This window comes from Actinoplanes sp. 13, from assembly GCF_056134165.1.
In genome coordinates this window covers 338,562-355,714 of record NZ_JBVYOQ010000001.1, presented here as the reverse complement: position 1 = coordinate 355,714, position 17,153 = coordinate 338,562, and the positions used below count along the sequence as shown (strand labels likewise).

The window sequence follows — 17,153 nt, the reverse complement described above, 5'->3', positions numbered from 1 at the left end:
GAGGGGAGCCGACGATGAGCGTCGATGTGGAGGAAAACGCGTCCGAACTGGACGACGACAACGCTGATTACGTCACCTTCGACATGGCGGGGGAGCGGTACGCCTTCCCGATGCGCCGGGTGCAGGAGATCATCCGGATGCCTGCCGTGGTGAAGGTGCCGCTCGGCCCGCCGTCGCTGGAGGGGCTGGCGAACCTGCGCGGCCGGGTCCTGCCGGTGGTCAGCCTGCGGCGCTGCTGCGCGATGGACCAGACCGGGCACAACGAGACGACCCGGGTGATCGTGGTCGACGGCGGGGTGCCCCTCGGCTTCGTGGTGGACCGGGTGGCGAGCGTCATCAGCATCGACCCGCAGCAGATGGAGGCGGCCGAGGCGGTGCAGTCGACGGTCCGGTCGGACGTGCTGGTCGGGGTGATCAAATCCGGTGACGGCGACATGACCACCGTGCTGGACGTGGACCGCCTGATCGGCACCCAGTTCTCCCGCCTCTCGGAGCAGCGCGGCAGCCGCGACGCGAGCGCGGCGGCCCGGGTGCCGGGCGAGAGCGACATCGACGGCGAACTGGACGACACGCTCGAGTTGGTGAGTTTCGCGGTGGAGGGCCAGGAGTACGCGCTCCCGATCGACCAGGTCCAGGAGATTGTGCAGGCGCCCGAGTCGGTGAGCCACGTGCCGAACGCGGGCAGCCGGGTGCTGGGCGTGATCGACCTGCGCGGCCGGCTGCTGCCGGTGGTGAGCATGCGGCGGGTGTTCGGGTTGCCGGTGACGCCGCTGGAGCCGCAGAACCGGATCGTCGTGGTCTCCATCGACGGCGGGGTGGTCGGCGTGGTGATGGACACGGTGCGCGAGGTACTCCGGGTGCCGCACGAACTGGTCGCCCCGTTGCCGGGCGTGGTCGCCGGCGACGGGCGCAAGAGCGAGGTGGAGTCGGTGTGCCGCCTCGAGGACGGCAAACGGCTGGTCTCGGTGCTCAGCGTGAGCCGGATGTTCGACTCGCCGGAGGTGCGCGACGAGATCGCCGACTATCGGGAGGACCAGCGGGAGATGGCCGAGGAGCAGGCCGGGACGGACGACGACGGGCGCGGTGACGAGGAGCTCTTCGTGGTGTTCCGTCTCGACGACGAGGAGTACGCCGTCGACGTGGACACGGTGCAGGAGATCATCCGAGTGCCCAAGGCGCTGATCCGCGTACCGAAGTCGTTCGACTTCGTGGAGGGCCTGGTCAACCTCCGCGGCACCGTGCTGCCGGTGGTGGATCTGCGGACCCGGTTGGGGCTGGAACGTTCCGAGCGGGACGAGCGGCAACGGATCGTGGTGCTGATCATCGGAGGGGTCCGGACCGGGTTCATCGTGGACTCGGTCGCCGAGGTGGCCCGGGTCGGGCGCAACGTGCTCGAGCCGGCCCCGGAGCTCTCGGCCGAGCAGGCCAGGGTGGTGTCACGGGTGGCGAACCTGCCGGATCAGCAGCGGATGCTGTTGCTCGTGCAGGTGGACCAACTGCTTGCGGCCGATCAGGCCGACCAGGCCGCGCAGCTGTGCGAGGCCGCGGTCGACGAGGCCCTCGCCGCCGTCTGATCGGAGACCGCCGTTGCCATCCACGTCCGTGCTGGTCGTCGACGACTCGGCCCTGATGCGCCGCGCGCTCAAGCAGATCCTCGTCGACGCCGGCGACTTCGAGGTGCACACCGCCCGCAACGGCGTCGACGCGCTGGAACAGCTCGGCCGCGTGAAGCCGGCCGTCGTGACCCTGGACATCAACATGCCCGAGATGGACGGCCTCACGTGCCTTGCCAAGATCATGGAAGAACAGCCCACCCCGGTGGTGATGGTCTCCTCATTGACCGAGCACAACGCCCTGGTCACGCTGGAGGCTCTCGAGCTGGGCGCGGTGGACTACGTGCCGAAGCCGGGCGGCACCGTCTCGCTCAACATCGACGAGGTCGCCACGGACCTGGTGGCCAAGGTGCGCGGGGCGGCCGCCGTGCGGCTGAAGCGGGCCGGTGGCCTGAGCGCTCGGCTGCGGGCTCAGACCCAGCGGTCGGCGTCGGCCCCGGCACGCCGGGAGCTCACCGCGGTCGGTTCGGTCGACCTGGTGTTGATCGGCTGCTCGACCGGAGGTCCGGCGCTGCTGCACGAACTGCTGCCGCAACTGCCGGCGAGCCTGGGCGCGCCGGTGGTGGTGGCCCAGCACATCCCGGCGTCGTTCACCGCGACGCTGGCCCGCCGGTTGAACGAGTCGTGCGCGCTGCGGGTGCACGAGGTGGACCGCATCATGAACGTGCAACGCGGCAACATCTACATCGGCCGGGGCGGCGCGGACGTCATGGTGGCCCGGCGGACCGACGGTCTGATCGTCAAGAGCGTGCCGGCCGCCGCGGAGTACCGGTGGCACCCGAGCGTGGACCGGCTGGTCGGCTCGGCCCGGCGCTACGTCGACCCGGCACGGCTGGTGTGCGCGCTGCTGACCGGGATGGGTGACGACGGCGCCACCGAGATGGCCGCTGTCAAGGACGGCGGTGGCCGCACCATCGCCGAGGCCGAGGAGACGGCCGTGGTCTGGGGTATGCCCGGCGAGCTCGCCCGGCGCGGCGGGGCCACGGCCGTGCTGCCGGCGTACGAGATCGCCGACCGGCTGGCCGACTGGGTCCGCTGACGTCGAGAAAGGGTGATCACCATGGGGCTCGTCCGTAAGCAGGCCTCGCAGCAGCCCGAGGAGGAGACTCCGCCGGCGGAACCGTCGGCCGAGGAGTTGATGCGGCAGATCGGCGACGAGGATCCGGAGCGGCGTCGTGAGGCGGCGCTGGGCCTGGCCGGGGTGACCGAGGCGGTGCCCGATCTGCTTGCCCGGGTCGGAGTGGAGACCGAGACGAGCGTCCGCGACGCCGTGCTCACCACCCTGGCCGGGTACGACTTCGAGGACGTCGCCGGCGCCCTCGCCGTGCACCTGGCCAGCGACGACGCGGCGCTCCGGACGGCCGTCGCCGAGGCGCTGGGCACCATGCCGCGCTCGGTCCCGGCGCTACTGCCGAGCCTGACGGCGGCCCCCGACCACGACGTCCGGGTGATGACGGCGATGGTCCTGGCCGACCTCCAGCACCCGGACGCGCAGGTCTGGCTGACCCGGATGATCGCCGAGGACCCGCACCCGAACGTGGTCACCGCGGCGATCGACGCGCTGCTGCCCTCGGCGACCGCTGAGCACGCCCCGGTGTTGGAGGAGGCGATGCGCCGCTTTCCGGACGACCCGTTCCTGCGGTTCACCGTCCAGGCGGCGCTGCCCCGACTGGTCGGGACGGCCTAGGTGAGCGCGCCCGCCACCGGGGCCGGCCTCTCGGACACGGAATTCACCCGGTTCACCGAGTACTTCTACAAGCGCACCGGCATCCACTTCACCTCGGCGAAGCGGTATTTCGTCGACAAGCGGATCGACACCTGCATCCGCGACTCGCCGTACGACACGTTCGCGAGCTGGTTCGCCGCGCTGCGGATGAGCGAGAAGTCCGACATGTTGCAAGGGCTGATCAACGAACTCACCGTCAACGAGACGTACTTCCTGCGCGAGGACTACCAGTTCGACGCGATGCTCAGCACGGTGCTGCCGAACGTGCTGCGTGACCGCGGCGGGGTGAACCGGATCGTCGGGCCGGTGAAGATCCTCTCCTTGCCCTGCTCGACCGGTGAGGAGCCCTACTCGATCGCGCTGCGCCTGCTGGAGGAGTGGGACCAGATCGACCATGTCGACGTGGAGATCCACGGTGCCGACATCGACAGCGACGTCCTGGCCAAGGCGGCACACGCCAGCTACGGCGAGCGGTCCGTGCAGCGGATCCCGAAACCGTGGATGAACAAGTACTTCACCTCGGTCGGCGCCGGGCGCTACCAGGTCGACGAGGGCATCCGCAGCGCCGTCACGCTGCACAAGATGAACATCTGCGACACGGCCGCGATGCGCGCCTTCCGTGACTTCGACGTCGTCTTCTGCCGCAACGTGCTCATCTACTTCGACGAGCTGTCCAGCCGCCGGGCCGCCGAGAACCTGTACGGCGCGATGCGTCCCGGCGGCTATCTGTTCCTCGGCCACTCCGAGTCGATGAGCCGGATCTCGCCGATCTTCACGCCGACCCGCCTGCCGGAGGGCCTCGTCTACCAGCGACCGACCGGAGCCAAGTGATGACCTCGGATACCGTCAGCAAACCCCGGGTGCTCGTCGTCGACGACGCCGCCACGGTGCGGCTCTACCACACCAGCCTGCTCGCCGAGGCGGGCTTCGAGGTGGCCGAGGCGGCGAACGGCCTGGAGGCGGTCGAGGCCGCCCTGAGTACCGCGTTCGACCTGTTCGTGGTGGACGTCAACATGCCGAAGATGAACGGCTACGCCTGTGTGGAGACGCTGCGGTCGGAGACGGTCGGCACCGCCGCCCCGGTGCTGATGATCAGCACCGAGGACCGGCCGGGGGACGCCGACCGGGCCTATCAGGCCGGGGCGAACCTCTATCTGGTCAAGCCGGTGGCCGGCGACCGGCTGGTCCGGATCGCGACCATGCTGACCAGCGGGAAGGACGAGCCGGCATGAATCCGCTGCTCGCCCAGTTCCTCGCCGAGGCCAACGACCTGCTGGCCCAGGTGGACGAGGGCCTGCTCCAGCTGGAACGCCGACCGGGCGACCCGGAGCTGGTCAACGAGGTGTTCCGCGCGGCGCACACCTTCAAGGGCTCGTCCGGGCTCTTCGACTTCCCGGAGCTGACCCGGCTCACGCACGCGGCCGAGGACCTGCTGGACGCGGTGCGTGGCGGCCGGCTCGGGCTCGACTCGACGATGACCGACGACCTGCTCGCCTCGTTCGACCTGATCCGGGGCTGGCTGGCCCACGTGACCGCGCACGAGCGGCTGCCGGCGAGTGCCGGCAACGACGCGGCCGGCCTGATCACCAAGCTGCGTGCCCCGCTCGGCGGCGAGTCGGTGACCGCCACCCAGACCGCGGCCGGCCCGGTGCAGACGATCGACGTCGCGCCCGAGTGGCTGGCCTGGTTCCAGGCCGAGTGGCTGACCGAGTTGGCGAGCTGGCTCTCCACCACGTCCTCCACCATGCGCTTCGTCCGGTACGTCCCGGACTCCGACTGCTTCTTCCGGGCGGAGGACCCGGTGCACCTGATCCGTCAGGTGCCCGCGCTGGAACGGCTCGGCGTCGTGCCGCCCGAGCAGTGGCCGGCCCCGGACGAATACGACGAGTACGTCTGCCTGCTCTCGTTCGTGGTCGCCACCCGGGCCGCCGTCGGCGAGCTGGAGCACCTTTTCCGGTACGTCCCGGACCAGGTCCAGATCGTCGAGCTGGACGCCGACGCGATCACCCGGCACCTCAGCGGCGAGCCGCCGTTGCGCGTCGAGGAGCCGATCACGGTGGCCGTCACCGAGGTGATCGACTCCGACCGGGCCGCCGACGCCCGGGCGGTGCTCGCCGCGGCACGCCGCGCGCTGGAGGTCAGCGCGTGCGCGGGCCCCCAGCTGCGAGCGATCGCGGGTGGTGTCGCAGCGGCGGCACGGACCCTCGGCGTACCCGTGGATCTCGAGGACGCGGACTGCGCGGCGGTGCAGGCAGCCGTCGCCCGCCTGCTCGCCGAGGCGGCCCCGGAGCCGGCCGGGCCGATCGCCACGCCGGCGACCACGAGCACCGCGATCGCCGCCGCCGCACCCGCCGCGGTGGCGCCGGCCGAGATGGCCGGGCGGGCCGAGGACCCCGGTGGCCAGGTCGGCACCCGGGTGCTCAAGGTCGATCAGGAGAAGGTGGACCGGCTGATGGAGCTGGTCGGCGAGCTGAACGTGGCGAAGAACGGGCTCACCTTCCTGGCCGACGCCGCCGAGGAGGAGTTCGGCAGCCGGGTCTTCAGCCGCCGGATCAAGGACCAGTACGCCGGCCTGCACCGGATCGCCGAGGAGCTCCAGGCGTCCGTGATGGACGTCCGCATGCTGCCGCTGTCGGTGGCGTTCGGCCGGTTCCCGCGCCTGGTCCGCGACCTCAGCCGGCGCCTCGGCAAGACGATCGAGCTGGTCACCGAGGGCGAGGACACGATGGCCGACAAGGACGTCATCGAGGCGCTCGGCGACCCGCTGGTGCACCTGGTGCGCAACAGCCTGGACCACGGCATCGAGCTTTCCGAGGAGCGGCTGGCGGCCGGCAAGCCCCCAGCGGCCCGCCTCACCCTGGCGGCGGTGGCCGACGGCGACGCGGTGATCGTCGAGGTCTCCGACGACGGGCGCGGCGTGGACCCGCAACGGGTCAAGCGCAAGGCGTACGAGAAGGGGCTGATCACCGAGGAGGAGCTGGAGTCGCTCTCCGACACCGAAGCCGTCAACCTGGTCTTCCGCGCCGGCTTCTCCACCGCCGACCAGGTCTCCGACCTGTCCGGCCGGGGTGTCGGCATGGACGCGGTCCGGGCCAGCGTGGAGAAGCTCGGCGGCACGGTGACCATGCGTTCCCGGTTCGGCCAGGGCACCTCCACCCGGCTGCGGCTGCCGCTCTCGATGGCCGTCACCCAGGTGATGGTGGTCAGCGTGGCCGGCCAGCGCTTCGGCATCCCGGTCGACCTGGTGGTGGAGACCGTCCGCGTCCCCGCCGAGGAGATGGGCCGGGTGCTCCACCAGGAGGTGGTGGTGATGCGCGGCGAGGTGGTGCCGGTGATCGACCTGGCCCGGGCGCTGGACATGCCGTGGGAACCCGAGCCGGCCGCCGACCGCGCGATCCTCGTGGTGAACGTCAACGGCCAGCGGGTCGGCCTGCTCGTGTCGGCCTTCCACCGCGAGGTCGACGTGATCCTCAAGCCGATGGAGGGCCTGCTCGCCTACGCCGACGAGTTCTCCGGGACGGCTCTGCTCGGCGACGGCCTGGTCCTGCTGGTGCTGAACATGAAGGAGGTGCTCGGCCTTGCCGCTCGAGTTGCATGACGACAGCGCCACGCTCGTGGGCGTGGTGACCGTGGACGAGGTCGAGCAACTGGTCGGCTGGTTGCGCGCCGCCCGCAGGCCCAAGGTGAGCCTGCGGCGTTGCAACCATCTCCATACCGGCGCGCTCCAGGCGCTGCTGCTCTTCCGCCCGAAGATATCTTCAGCACCGGTTGACGCCTTCCTGGCGGCTCAGGTGCTGCCGCTGCTCAACGGGAGCAGCGGAACGGCCGGCCAACGGGGGAACGAACCACCATGACCACAGTGATGCTCGTCGACGATTCCGCCACCATGCTGATGAGCCTCAAGTCGATCCTGACCAAGGCCGGGTACGCGGTGGAGACCGCGGGCCACGGCAAGGAGGCCCTCGACAAGCTCAGCAAGGGTGTCAAGCCGAACCTGATCATCAGCGACGTCAACATGCCGCAGATGGACGGGATCACCTTCGCCCGCGAGGCCCGCAAGGCCCCTGGCATGCGGTTCACGCCGATCCTCATGCTGACCACCGAGTCGGAGCAGACCAAGCGCGCCGAGGCGAAGAGCGCGGGCGCCACCGGCTGGCTGGTCAAGCCGGTCGCGCCCGACCAGCTGCTCGGTGTGATCAAGCAGGTTCTGCCCGGCGCCTGACGGCCGCTCGTAACGGAGGTACCGCATGCCCAGCCTTCTCCGGAAGCTGTCGCCCGCCCCGGCCGAGCCGGCGGAGCAGCGGCCGCGCGGGGACGTGGTCGCTGAAGCGCTGGAGCCGATCACTCCGTTCTGCGAGGTGATCGACGGCCACGTGTGTGACGTGATCGGCCTGACCGGGGAGGCCGCGGAGGCCATCGTCGAGCAGCTCCTCAAGGTCGACTCGCTGGCGGAGGTGATGGCCGGCGACGTGTCCCAGCTCGCCGGCACCCTCGGCCGCACGGAGAGCGAGCTGAGCCAGGTCAGCTCGTCGAACGACCAGCTGGTCGGCCGCCTCATCTCGTACTTCCTGCACCGGGACCACCAGATCCGCGCCCTGGTGGACCAGATGCGCGAGCTGGACCAGCACGTCAAGCAGATCGAGGAGGTCAGCCGGGCGACCAACATCCTGGCGCTGAACGCGATGATCGAGGCGGTCCGGGCGGGCGACGCCGGGGAGGGTTTCTCGGTCGTCGCCGACGAGGTGCGCAAGCTGGCCCACCGCTCGTCCGAGGCGGCGCACGGCATCGGCAGCAGCATCGCCGACCTGACCGCCAGGCTGGACTCGGTGCTCTCCGACGACAGCCAGTTCGACCGCAGCGGCGACCTCCCGCCGCTGACCGAGGAGACCGCGATGACCCGCCGGCTCGGCGGCATCGCCGACGCTCAGCGGGAGATGTCGGAGATGGTCGCCGGCATCCTGAAGGACACGGTCATCGCCGCCGAGCAGGTGCAGCGCAGCTCCGCGGCGCTCACCGCGGAGACCAGCGGCGCGGTCGGTCACGTGCAGTTCCAGGACATCAGCCGGCAGATGCTGGAGCATGTGAACGAGGCGGTCGCCGACGTGCGCCGGCAGTCCGAGCAGGTGGCCGCGTACGCCCGTGGCGATCTGGGTGAGCAGGATCTCGTCGCGAGTTCCATCAAGATCGAGGAACTGCGGTCGAAGCACGTCATGTCCCGCCAGAGGTCGACACACGCCGCGCAGACCGGCGCCGACGTCGAGGCCGACACGGAGCCGCTCATCGAGCTGTTCTGACCACACGACGGCCGAGAGAGGGTGCCGGATGGCTCGGATCGAGGGGCATGGTCCCGACGCGCCGACCGAACAGGACGCGGTGAAGGCACTGGCGGAGCTGATCGGCCCGCGGATGGCCGAGGGGATGTGGAGCCTGTCGGTGCAGTCGCTCGGACTGCACCGGCCGGTGACCGCGCCGGCCGACCTGCGGCGGGTGGCCGAGCACATCATGGAGATCGGCGAGCTGAGCCGGGTGGCGGGCCGGTCGCTGAAGGTCCGGATCATCACCTATGGAGCTCTGACGGGCGGCTCGGTCCGGGCGTGACCGCGGCGTGGGAGCATGCAGACATGGGCTTCCAGATCGCCAACGAGCCGGACGCCGACCGGGTCCTCGACGAGCACCCGTTCGCCGTCGTCATCGGCATGATGCTCGACCAGCAGTACGGGATGGAGCACGCCTTCCGGGGCGGCTGGAAGGTGCTCAGCCGGTTCGGCACGCTGGACCCGGCCGCGATCGCCGCCGCGGACGCCGAGTCGTTCAAGCAGCTGTGCAGCACGCCACCGGCGATCCACCGCTTTCCCGGCTCGATGGCGGCCCGGCTGCAGGAGCTGGCCGCGCTGGTCGAGTCCCGCTACGACGGCGACGTGACCCGGCTCTGGACCGAGGCCGCCACCGGCAAGGAGCTGTTCAAGCGGGTCCAGGAGCTGCCCGGCTTCGGCAAGCAGAAGGCGCAGATCTTCGTCGCGCTGCTCGCCAAGCAGCTGGGCGTGCGGCCGGCGGGCTGGGAGGCGGTGGCCGGCGACTACGCGCTGGAGGGTTACCGCTCGGTGGCCGACGTGGTGGACGCCGCGTCGCTGGGCAAGGTGCGCGAGTTCAAGCAGCAGAAGAAGGCGGCTGCCAAAGCGACATAGATCCTCCGGGCGTTGGGCACAACGGCCCTGACGGTGCAAGGATGGCAAGGTCGATCGGAGACCTCGCGTGAAGAAGCACCCGGTGTTGATCACCGATGCCGCTCGCAGTCAAGATGATCAACTCCGCAGCCGCCAGATCCGCTACGTCTCCATGATGAGCGTGCGCGCCGCCTGTCTCATCCTGGGCGGTGTGCTGATCAGCGCCCAGGTTCCCCTCCTGCCCGTGTGGCTGGTCCTCTGCGCCGTCGGCATGGTCTTCCTGCCCTGGGCCGCGGTGCTGATCGCCAACGACCGCCCACCGAAGTCCAAGGCCGAGCGCGCCGCCGACGCGGCTGCCCGCGAAGACGTCCGGATGGCGCTGGAGGAGCCCCGCCCCGAGCCGGAGTTCATCACCATCGACTCCGAAGTGATCGACGAGGCCCGCCCGCGTAAACCCTAGGGGCGGGCGCCGATCCGGCCCACCGCCGCGGCGCCCAGTGCGGTGCCGGCGTCCAGGGCCGCCTGCGGCCCCAGGCCGGAACACCATGCGGTGAGCAGGCCGGCGGCGAAGGCGTCACCCGCACCGGTGGGGTCCTTGACGGGTACGCTCTCCGCGCTCGCCGTCCACGTCCCGCCATCCCGGTCGCGCCACACGGCACCGGCCGGTCCCCGCTTCACCACCGCGTGGCGCACGTGCGCCGTGAGCCGCCCCGCCTGCTCGGCGGCGGTGCCCGGACCGGCCAGCACCTCCGCCTCGTCCGCGTTGCACAGGAGCAGGTCGGCGTCGCGTACCCAGGCAAGAAAAGCGTCCGCACCCACCGCGCGCAACGGTGCCGCCGAGGCCGCGTCGACGCTCACCGTGAGTCCCCGTCCGGCCGCCGCCGCGAGGGCCGCGAGGCCCGCCGGCCGTGAACCCGTGTGCAGCAGCGGATAGCCGGAGAGATGCAGGTGCCCGCCCGCCGGCGCGGTGCCGGTCACCGAGCGGACGTGTGCCGGGTCGAGCAGCAGCGCGGCGCCCCGATCTGTGATCATGGTGCGCTCGGCGGGGCCGGTGAGGACCACCACGCTGCCGGTCGCCACGTCCGGGTGGACGCGCACCGCGCACCGCACCCCGGCCCGCTCCAGCTCGGCCACCCGTTCCCGCCCGGCGGCGTCGTCGCCGACCGCGGCCACCAGCGTCACCGGGTGCCCGGTGTGGGCGAGCCAGGCCGCGGTGTTCGCGGCCTGGCCGCCGCCGCTGACCCGGATCGCCGCGTCGGTGTCCGATCCGGGCTGGATCGCGGACGTCTGCTCCACCAGGACGTCGGTGACCAGATCGCCGACGACGATCGTTCCGGGCGGTGACGTCATCGGATCGCGAAGCCCACCGGGGCGGCCGTGCCGGCGTCGGTGGCCGCCGCGATCCGGGCCGCCAGCGCCGCGTTGCGCAGGATGATCCGGATGTTCACCTCGAGGCTCTTCCCCTCGGTGCTGGCGTGGAAGTGGCTCAGCAGGAACGGGGTGACCGCCTTGCCGGTGATGTTCTGCTCGGCCAGCAGGCTCAGGCCGCTCGCCAGGGTCCGGTCGTGCAGCTCCGGGTCGAGCTGCTCGCCGGTGGGCAGCGGGTTCGCCAGGACCAGCGCGCCCTCGCTGACGTCCTGGTCCCGCCGGGCCCGGATGAAGTCCGCGACCTGCTCCGGCGAGTCGAGCTGCCAGTCGACGTCGAAGCCGCCGTCGGTGATGAAGAAGCCCGGGAAGCGCCGGGTCCGGTACCCGGCCACCGAGACGCCGAGGGTCTCCATCCGCTCCAGCGTGGCGCCGACGTCGAGGATCGACTTGACGCCCGCGCAGACCACCACGATCGGCGTCCGGGCCAGCGCGGTGAGGTCGGCCGACTCGTCGTAGGTGATGTTCGCCTCGCGGTGCACGCCGCCGAGCCCGCCGGTGGCGAACACCCCGATGCCGGCGCCGGCGGCGATCGCGCTGGTGGCGGCGACCGTGGTGGCCCCGTCGGCGCGCCGGGCCGCGGCGATCGCCAGGTCCCGCACCGAGAGCTTGGCCACGCCCTGGGCCAGCGCCAGGTGCTTCACCCGGTCGTCGTCCAGGCCGACCACGATCTCGCCGCCGATCATGCCGATGGTGGCCGGCTCGGCGCCGTTGTCCCGCACGGCCTGCTCGATCTCCCGCGCCACCCGCAGGTTGTCCGGGTGCGGCAGCCCGTGCGAGATGATGGTGCTCTCCAGGGCCACCACCGGACGGCCGTCCCGCCGCGCACGGGTCACGTGCTCGCCGTATCGAATCGCGAAGTCGGTCACAGTGCCTCCCCTGTCGTGCCCTGCCGGTCCTCGTCTGCGAGACCGTGGGCCGGTTCGGCCGGGAGACCGCTCGGTGCGGCGGTCCCGGCCATGGCTACCGTACGGCTCCTGTGGCCTGCGTTGTCGTTGGACCGGCCAGGCGTGAGGTGCAAGACTTGGCGGCCGAGGCTTCGCTGTTTTCCTGAAGGGCAGATAACCGTGAGCACCCAGATCCTGGAGCGTCCGGAGACCAAGGATGCCGACACCGGTCCGGAGATGTTCCACTACGTGCGCAAGGAGAAGATCGCGGAAAGCGCGGTCATGGGCACCTTCGTGGTGGCCCTCTGCGGCGAGAAGTTCCCGGTGACCAAGACGCCCAAGCCGGGATCACCGGTGTGCCCGCAGTGCAAGGAGATCTACGAGGCCATGAAGGCCTGATTCTCGGCGTGCCGGGTGGGTCCACCCCGCTCGTCACCAGGTCCACCGCTGCCGCCTCCGGCGCCTCCGCGCGCTCGGTGGCGGCATTCTGTGCTGCTCACCACGGCGTCCGGGGACGGCGTCGTGACCCCGCCGATCCGCCGCCCGCGGCTATGATGAAACCCGCCTCCGCGCCCACAGACCGCGGGGGTTTTTCCATGATGAAGGGATCGTCGCAGCTTGAGCCCGCCTCCGCCGAACCTGGACGTCTTCCCGCCGCTGCGGGACTGGCAACGCAAGGCGATGGTGACGTACCTTCGTCGCCGCTCCGAGGACTTCATGGCGGTGGCGACGCCCGGCGCCGGCAAGACCACGTTCGCCCTGCGGATCGCCGCGGAGATGCTCGCCGACGGCACCTGTGACGCGGTCACGGTGGTCTGTCCCACCGAGCACCTGAAGACCCAGTGGGCGCTGGCGGCGGCCCGGGTCGGCATCCAGCTCGACCCGAAGTTCCGCAACGCTGACGTGCACTCGTCGCGGGACTTCCACGGGGCGGTCCTGACGTACGCGCAGGTCGGCATGGCGCCCGCGGTGCACAAGCGGCGCACCCTGACCCGCCGCACGTTCGTGATCCTCGACGAGATCCACCACGCCGGTGACTCCCGCACCTGGGGCGACGGGGTCAAGGACGCCTTCGAACCGGCCGTCCGCCGCCTGCTGCTGACCGGCACCCCGTTCCGCTCCGACGAGAACCCCATCCCGTTCGTGAGCTACGAGCGCGGCCCGGACGGCATCCAGCGCTCCCGTGCCGACTCGGTGTACGGCTACGCCGACGCCCTGCGGGATCGGGTCGTACGTCCGGTGCTCTTCATGGCGTATTCGGGCGAGACCCGGTGGCGGACCAACGCCGGCGACGAGCTGGCGGCCCGGCTGGGCGAGCCGATGACCAAGGACCTGATCGCGCAGGCCTGGCGGACCGCCCTGGATCACCGGGGCGAGTGGATGCCCCAGGTGATGCGGGCCGCCGACGCCCGGCTCACAAAGCTGCGTGAGCACGGCATGCCGGACGCCGGCGGTCTGGTGATCGCCAGCGACCAGACGGCCGCCCGGGCGTACGCGAAGCTCCTGCACGACCTCACCGGCGAGCCGGCCACCGTGGTGCTCTCCGACGACGAGGGCGCCTCCGGCCGGATCGCCGAGTTCGCCGCCTCGGAGAAGCGCTGGATGGTGGCGGTCCGGATGGTGTCCGAGGGCGTCGACATCCCGCGGCTGGCCGTCGGGGTCTACGCGACCAGCGCCTCAACCCCGCTCTATTTCGCCCAGGCGATCGGCCGGTTCGTCCGGGCCCGCCGGGAGGGCGAGACGGCGACGGTCTTCCTGCCCAGCGTTCCGCACCTGCTCGGGCTGGCCAGCGAGATGGAGGCTCAGCGCAACCACGTGATCGGCGCGCCCAAGGACAAGGACGGGCTGGACGACGACGTCCTGGAGCGCGCGCAGCGGACCGAGGACGCGCTCGGCGAGCTGGACAAGATGTTCGAGGCGCTCTCCGCCACCGCCGAGCTGGACCAGGTCATCTACGACGGGACCTCGTTCGGCACCGGCGCGCGGACCGGCACCGCCGAGGAGGCGGACTATCTGGGGCTGCCCGGTCTGCTCACCCCGGACGAGGTGTCGCTGCTGCTGAACAGGCGGCAGTCGGAGCAGCTGGCGGCTCAGAAGCGGCAGCTGAAGGACGAGGCGAGAAGCGACGTGCCGGTCCAGCGGGAGCCGGTCGTGCAGCTCAGCGCGGGGGAGCGCCGGGCCACCCTGCGCCGGCAGCTGAACACGCTGGTCGCCGCGCACCACCACCGGACCAACCTGCCGCACGGCAAGATCCATGCCGAGTTGCGGCGACTCTGCGGTGGCCCGCCGAGTGCCCAGGCGACGATCGAGCAGCTGGAGGAGCGGATCGCCACGATCCAGACCTTCTGAGCATTCCGGACGGCTATGTTAAGTCGGCTTGACGTCAAGCCGACTTAACATCAGAATCGTTGGCATGACCACGACGCTGATGGATCGTTTCGTTCGCTGGAACCTCGACTTCGACGGCGACCTCTACGGCCGCGACGAGCGTGAGCGCCTGCGGTGGTACGAGGGGACCGCTGTCGCGGCGCAGTGGCAGGTGATCACCGTCCCGTGGGCGGCGGCCCTGCTGGTGTGGCTGCTGGGCAAGCCGGTGGTGCTGCCGCTGGCCGTCATCCTGGCCGCGCTGATCCTCCCGCTGGCGGTCTGCGTCGGCTGGGTGAACATGCGCCGGGTGGACACCACGCCCCGGGAGTGGAGCCCGAAACGGCTGGTGCTGAGCACGCTGGTGGGCCTGCCGTACGTGGTGTTCGCCGTCGGGGCGTTCTACCACATCCAGGGCCCCGACGGCGGCGGCTGGAAGGGCGCGATCGTCGGGGCGCTGATCGGTCTCGCCGGGGGCGCGGTGGCCCAGGGCGTGGCCACCCGCAAGCGCCGCCGGCTGGACGCCCTCGTCGTCGCGGACGAGGACTGATGGCACCGGTCCGGGCCGCTGAGCCCGACGGCGCGACCGGCTCCCGGATCCGGGAGGCCCGCAAGGGCGTCGGCCTGACCCAGCAGGGTCTCGCCGCCGCGGTGGAGGTGAGCCGGCAGACCATCATCGCGATGGAGACCGGCGATTACGCCCCCTCGGTCTACCTGGCCGTCAAGATCGCCAGAGAGCTGCGGACGACCGTCGAGGACCTCTGGGGCTGAGCCGGGCATGCAGAAGGGCGCTCCGTCCACGGAGCGCCCTTCTTTCAAGCCTCAGTCGGGGGACCGTTGCTCAGTTGTTGGAGTTGGACATCATGCCCGCGCCGCGCCAGGTGAAGTCGGGGTCAGCGGTGAACTGAACCGCGATCTTCACCAGATCCTCGGCGTAGCGGTTTGCGTGGTGGCCGCAGAACACCAGCTCGCCACCGCCTGCCAGGCTCAAACGGAGCTTCCCGGCTGCATTGCAGCGGTCGCACCGTTCATCGGCTGCTGGGCCGGCGAGGCTTCCCGCCGGCGGCGTGAGAGTCGGGGTCATCGCCTTCCTCCTCTGTTCGTCACCGATGAACATGTTCCTCGGCTACTGCTCACACATCGTGCAACACCCTGCACCGTTGCAGCCTTCCCAAAGTGCCCCGGGGGGACCGAGGTCACACAATGGTTCTGGCTAGTGTGCCGTGATCCAAGGGTGCCACGTCAACGATCATTTCTGCACAACGGTCTGATCACCACCCGTTGATGTACGGGTGGTGACCATTTAGACACCGAATGTTGACGGCTGGGTCCTAGTCGAGATAGTCCCGGAGGACCTGCGACCGGGACGGGTGCCGCAACTTCGACATCGTCTTCGACTCGATCTGCCGGATCCGCTCCCGGGTGACCCCGTAGACCTGGCCGATCTCGTCCAGCGTGCGCGGCTGGCCGTCGGTGAGGCCGAAGCGCAGCCGGACCACGCCCGCCTCCCGCTCGGACAGCGTCTGCAGCACCTGCTGGAGCTGGTCCTGGAGCAGCGAGAAGGAGACCGCGTCGACCGCGACGACCGCCTCGGAGTCCTCGATGAAGTCACCGAGCTGGCTGTCGCCCTCGTCGCCGATCGTCTGGTCCAGCGAGATGGGCTCACGCGCGTACTGCTGGATCTCCAGCACCTTCTCCGGCGTGATGTCCATCTCCTTGGCCAGCTCCTCCGGGGTGGGCTCACGGCCCAGGTCCTGGAGCAGCTCGCGCTGGATGCGGCCGAGCTTGTTGATGACCTCGACCATGTGCACCGGGATGCGGATGGTGCGGGCCTGGTCGGCCATGGCGCGGGTGATGGCCTGCCGGATCCACCAGGTGGCGTAGGTGGAGAACTTGTAGCCCTTGGTGTAGTCGAACTTCTCGACCGCGCGGATCAGGCCGAGGTTGCCCTCCTGGATCAGGTCCAGGAACGCCATGCCCCGCCCGGTGTAACGCTTGGCCAGCGAGACGACGAGCCGCAGGTTCGCCTCGAGAAGGTGGTTCTTCGCCCGCTCACCGTCCCGGTTGATCCACTTCAGGTCGCGCTCGAAGTTGCGCTCGAGGGACTCCTCGCCCTCCTCCGCGGCGCGCAGGCGCTCCGCGGCGTAGAGGCCGGCCTCGATCCGCTTGGCGAGCTCGACCTCCTGCTCGGCGTTGAGCAGCGGGACCTTGCCGATCTGCTTGAGGTACGCCCGGACGGAGTCGGCCGAGGCGGTCAGCTCGGCGTCCCGGCGCGCCTGCTTGAGCGCCTCGGACTCCTCGTCGTCCCACTCGAAGTCGCCATCGGTGGCCGAGCTGGCGGCGTCGGTGGCGGCGGCCGCGACCAGGGCGGGCGGCTCCTCGACCACAACGTCCTCGATCTCGGCGGCGAGCGCCTCGGGATCGATCTCCTCGCCGGGGGTCTCACCGGGCTCGCCGGGCTTGCCCGGCGTGGCCTTGGCCGCCGCGGTGGTCGCCTTGCGGGCCGGCGTCGCCTTGGCGGCGGCCGCGGTCCTGCGGACCGGTGCGGCCTTCTTCGCCGGGTCGGCAGCGTCGCCCTCAGGGCCCGGAGCGGCCTGCTTCGGCGCGGGCGCCGCCTTCTTGACCGGCGCGGTCTTGGCGGTGGTGGCCTTCGAGGCGGGTGTGGCGGCGCGCGCGGCGGACACCTTGCGCCGCGTGCTGGCCGAGCCGTCCACGACCACGGTGATGCCGGCGTCCACGAGCCCGCGCAGGATCTTCTTGGCCTGCGCCGGGTTGACCGCGGCGGACTCGAGCGTGTGCGCGACCTGTGCCGAAGTGAGTTGCCCGCCAGCACCCTGGGCATGGGTGATCAAGGCCTCGGTGAGAGAGCGAACGTCGGCACCGTTCTGGTGGGCTTCTGTCACGAATGACCTTCCGGAGGCGATGTGGTTGGGCACGGCCATGGTCCAGCGCAGCACGCGGGGGCGGTCTCGCC

19 protein-coding genes and 2 pseudogenes are annotated in these 17,153 nt (G+C 70.8%); 17 read left to right on the top strand and 4 right to left on the bottom strand.

Features of this window, described 5'->3' with window-relative positions:
• Positions 1-14: 14 nt before the first annotated feature.
• The 12 genes from AC0NH5_RS01585 (at position 15) to AC0NH5_RS01530 (ending at position 9,963) form a co-directional block, all read left to right on the top strand.
• Positions 15-1,574 (top strand): chemotaxis protein CheW, encoded by a 1,560-nt coding sequence (locus tag AC0NH5_RS01585; protein WP_474398987.1) that lies wholly within the window; start codon positions 15-17, stop codon positions 1,572-1,574.
• A gap of 13 nt (positions 1,575-1,587) precedes the next feature.
• Positions 1,588-2,652, top strand: coding sequence for a chemotaxis-specific protein-glutamate methyltransferase CheB (cheB, locus tag AC0NH5_RS01580; protein ID WP_474398984.1), 1,065 nt, complete (start codon positions 1,588-1,590; stop codon positions 2,650-2,652).
• A gap of 21 nt (positions 2,653-2,673) precedes the next feature.
• The gene (locus AC0NH5_RS01575; protein WP_474398981.1) at positions 2,674-3,300 is read left to right on the top strand and encodes a HEAT repeat domain-containing protein; all 627 of its coding nucleotides are present in this window, start codon (positions 2,674-2,676) and stop codon (positions 3,298-3,300) included.
• Positions 3,301-4,170, top strand: a complete 870-nt coding sequence (locus AC0NH5_RS01570) for a CheR family methyltransferase (RefSeq protein ID WP_474398978.1) — start codon at positions 3,301-3,303, stop codon at positions 4,168-4,170.
• Positions 4,170-4,571 carry a response regulator gene (locus AC0NH5_RS01565; protein ID WP_474398976.1) on the top strand — a complete coding sequence of 134 codons (402 nt, stop codon included), beginning with the start codon at positions 4,170-4,172 and terminating at the stop codon, positions 4,569-4,571. The genes AC0NH5_RS01570 and AC0NH5_RS01565 overlap by 1 nt, the downstream gene beginning before the upstream one ends.
• Complete coding sequence (locus tag AC0NH5_RS01560) at positions 4,568-6,937, top strand: chemotaxis protein CheA (RefSeq protein ID WP_474398974.1); 2,370 nt, start codon at positions 4,568-4,570, stop codon at positions 6,935-6,937. The genes AC0NH5_RS01565 and AC0NH5_RS01560 overlap by 4 nt, the downstream gene beginning before the upstream one ends.
• Positions 6,918-7,193 carry a hypothetical protein gene (locus AC0NH5_RS01555; protein ID WP_474398972.1) on the top strand — a complete coding sequence of 92 codons (276 nt, stop codon included), beginning with the start codon at positions 6,918-6,920 and terminating at the stop codon, positions 7,191-7,193. The genes AC0NH5_RS01560 and AC0NH5_RS01555 overlap by 20 nt, the downstream gene beginning before the upstream one ends.
• On the top strand, positions 7,190-7,561 hold the full coding sequence (locus AC0NH5_RS01550) for a response regulator (RefSeq protein WP_474398969.1): 372 nt from the start codon (positions 7,190-7,192) through the stop codon (positions 7,559-7,561). Before AC0NH5_RS01555 ends, AC0NH5_RS01550 begins: the two co-directional genes overlap by 4 nt.
• A gap of 25 nt (positions 7,562-7,586) precedes the next feature.
• Positions 7,587-8,633, top strand: a complete 1,047-nt coding sequence (locus tag AC0NH5_RS01545) for a methyl-accepting chemotaxis protein (protein ID WP_474398966.1) — start codon at positions 7,587-7,589, stop codon at positions 8,631-8,633.
• Positions 8,634-8,661: 28 nt separating this feature from the next.
• Positions 8,662-8,937 carry a hypothetical protein gene (locus AC0NH5_RS01540; RefSeq protein ID WP_474398963.1) on the top strand — a complete coding sequence of 92 codons (276 nt, stop codon included), beginning with the start codon at positions 8,662-8,664 and terminating at the stop codon, positions 8,935-8,937.
• Between the two features lie 23 nt (positions 8,938-8,960).
• The gene (locus tag AC0NH5_RS01535; protein WP_474398962.1) at positions 8,961-9,524 is read left to right on the top strand and encodes an HhH-GPD-type base excision DNA repair protein; all 564 of its coding nucleotides are present in this window, start codon (positions 8,961-8,963) and stop codon (positions 9,522-9,524) included.
• 67 nt (positions 9,525-9,591) lie between these two features.
• Positions 9,592-9,963 (top strand): DUF3099 domain-containing protein, encoded by a 372-nt coding sequence (locus tag AC0NH5_RS01530; protein ID WP_474398959.1) that lies wholly within the window; start codon positions 9,592-9,594, stop codon positions 9,961-9,963.
• Here the strand turns inward: AC0NH5_RS01530 and AC0NH5_RS01525 are convergent.
• Positions 9,960-10,853, bottom strand: coding sequence for a carbohydrate kinase family protein (locus AC0NH5_RS01525; protein WP_474398958.1), 894 nt, complete (start codon positions 10,851-10,853; stop codon positions 9,960-9,962). The genes AC0NH5_RS01530 and AC0NH5_RS01525 overlap by 4 nt on opposite strands.
• Positions 10,850-11,797 (bottom strand): pseudouridine-5'-phosphate glycosidase, encoded by a 948-nt coding sequence (locus AC0NH5_RS01520; protein ID WP_474398957.1) that lies wholly within the window; start codon positions 11,795-11,797, stop codon positions 10,850-10,852. Before AC0NH5_RS01520 ends, AC0NH5_RS01525 begins: the two co-directional genes overlap by 4 nt.
• A 192-nt stretch (positions 11,798-11,989) precedes the next feature.
• Here AC0NH5_RS01520 and AC0NH5_RS01515 point away from each other — a divergent pair, with 192 nt between their 5' ends.
• The 5 genes and pseudogenes from AC0NH5_RS01515 to AC0NH5_RS01495 all read left to right on the top strand — a co-directional run bounded on the left by AC0NH5_RS01515 (position 11,990) and on the right by AC0NH5_RS01495 (position 14,950).
• Positions 11,990-12,214: a DUF3039 domain-containing protein gene (locus tag AC0NH5_RS01515; RefSeq protein ID WP_474400310.1), complete on the top strand. Its 225-nt coding sequence runs from the start codon at positions 11,990-11,992 to the stop codon at positions 12,212-12,214.
• A 282-nt stretch (positions 12,215-12,496) separates the two neighbouring features.
• A pseudogene (locus AC0NH5_RS01510) lies at positions 12,497-13,916 on the top strand (DEAD/DEAH box helicase); the annotation flags it as partial.
• A gap of 59 nt (positions 13,917-13,975) precedes the next feature.
• Positions 13,976-14,164: pseudogene (locus AC0NH5_RS01505) on the top strand (ATP-dependent helicase); the annotation flags it as partial.
• Between the two features lie 64 nt (positions 14,165-14,228).
• A complete protein-coding gene (locus tag AC0NH5_RS01500; RefSeq protein ID WP_474398956.1) occupies positions 14,229-14,729 on the top strand; it encodes a hypothetical protein in 501 nt (166 codons plus the stop codon).
• The gene (locus tag AC0NH5_RS01495) at positions 14,729-14,950 is read left to right on the top strand and encodes a helix-turn-helix transcriptional regulator (protein WP_474398953.1); all 222 of its coding nucleotides are present in this window, start codon (positions 14,729-14,731) and stop codon (positions 14,948-14,950) included. Before AC0NH5_RS01500 ends, AC0NH5_RS01495 begins: the two co-directional genes overlap by 1 nt.
• A 70-nt stretch (positions 14,951-15,020) precedes the next feature.
• On the opposite strand, the gene AC0NH5_RS01490 is transcribed toward AC0NH5_RS01495, so the two are convergent.
• Both AC0NH5_RS01490 and AC0NH5_RS01485 read right to left on the bottom strand, forming a co-directional pair.
• Positions 15,021-15,263: a DUF7455 domain-containing protein gene (locus AC0NH5_RS01490; protein WP_474398951.1), complete on the bottom strand. Its 243-nt coding sequence runs from the start codon at positions 15,261-15,263 to the stop codon at positions 15,021-15,023.
• 247 nt (positions 15,264-15,510) lie between these two features.
• Positions 15,511-17,121 (bottom strand): RNA polymerase sigma factor, encoded by a 1,611-nt coding sequence (locus tag AC0NH5_RS01485; protein ID WP_474400309.1) that lies wholly within the window; start codon positions 17,119-17,121, stop codon positions 15,511-15,513.
• Between the last annotated feature and the right edge of the window lie 32 nt (positions 17,122-17,153).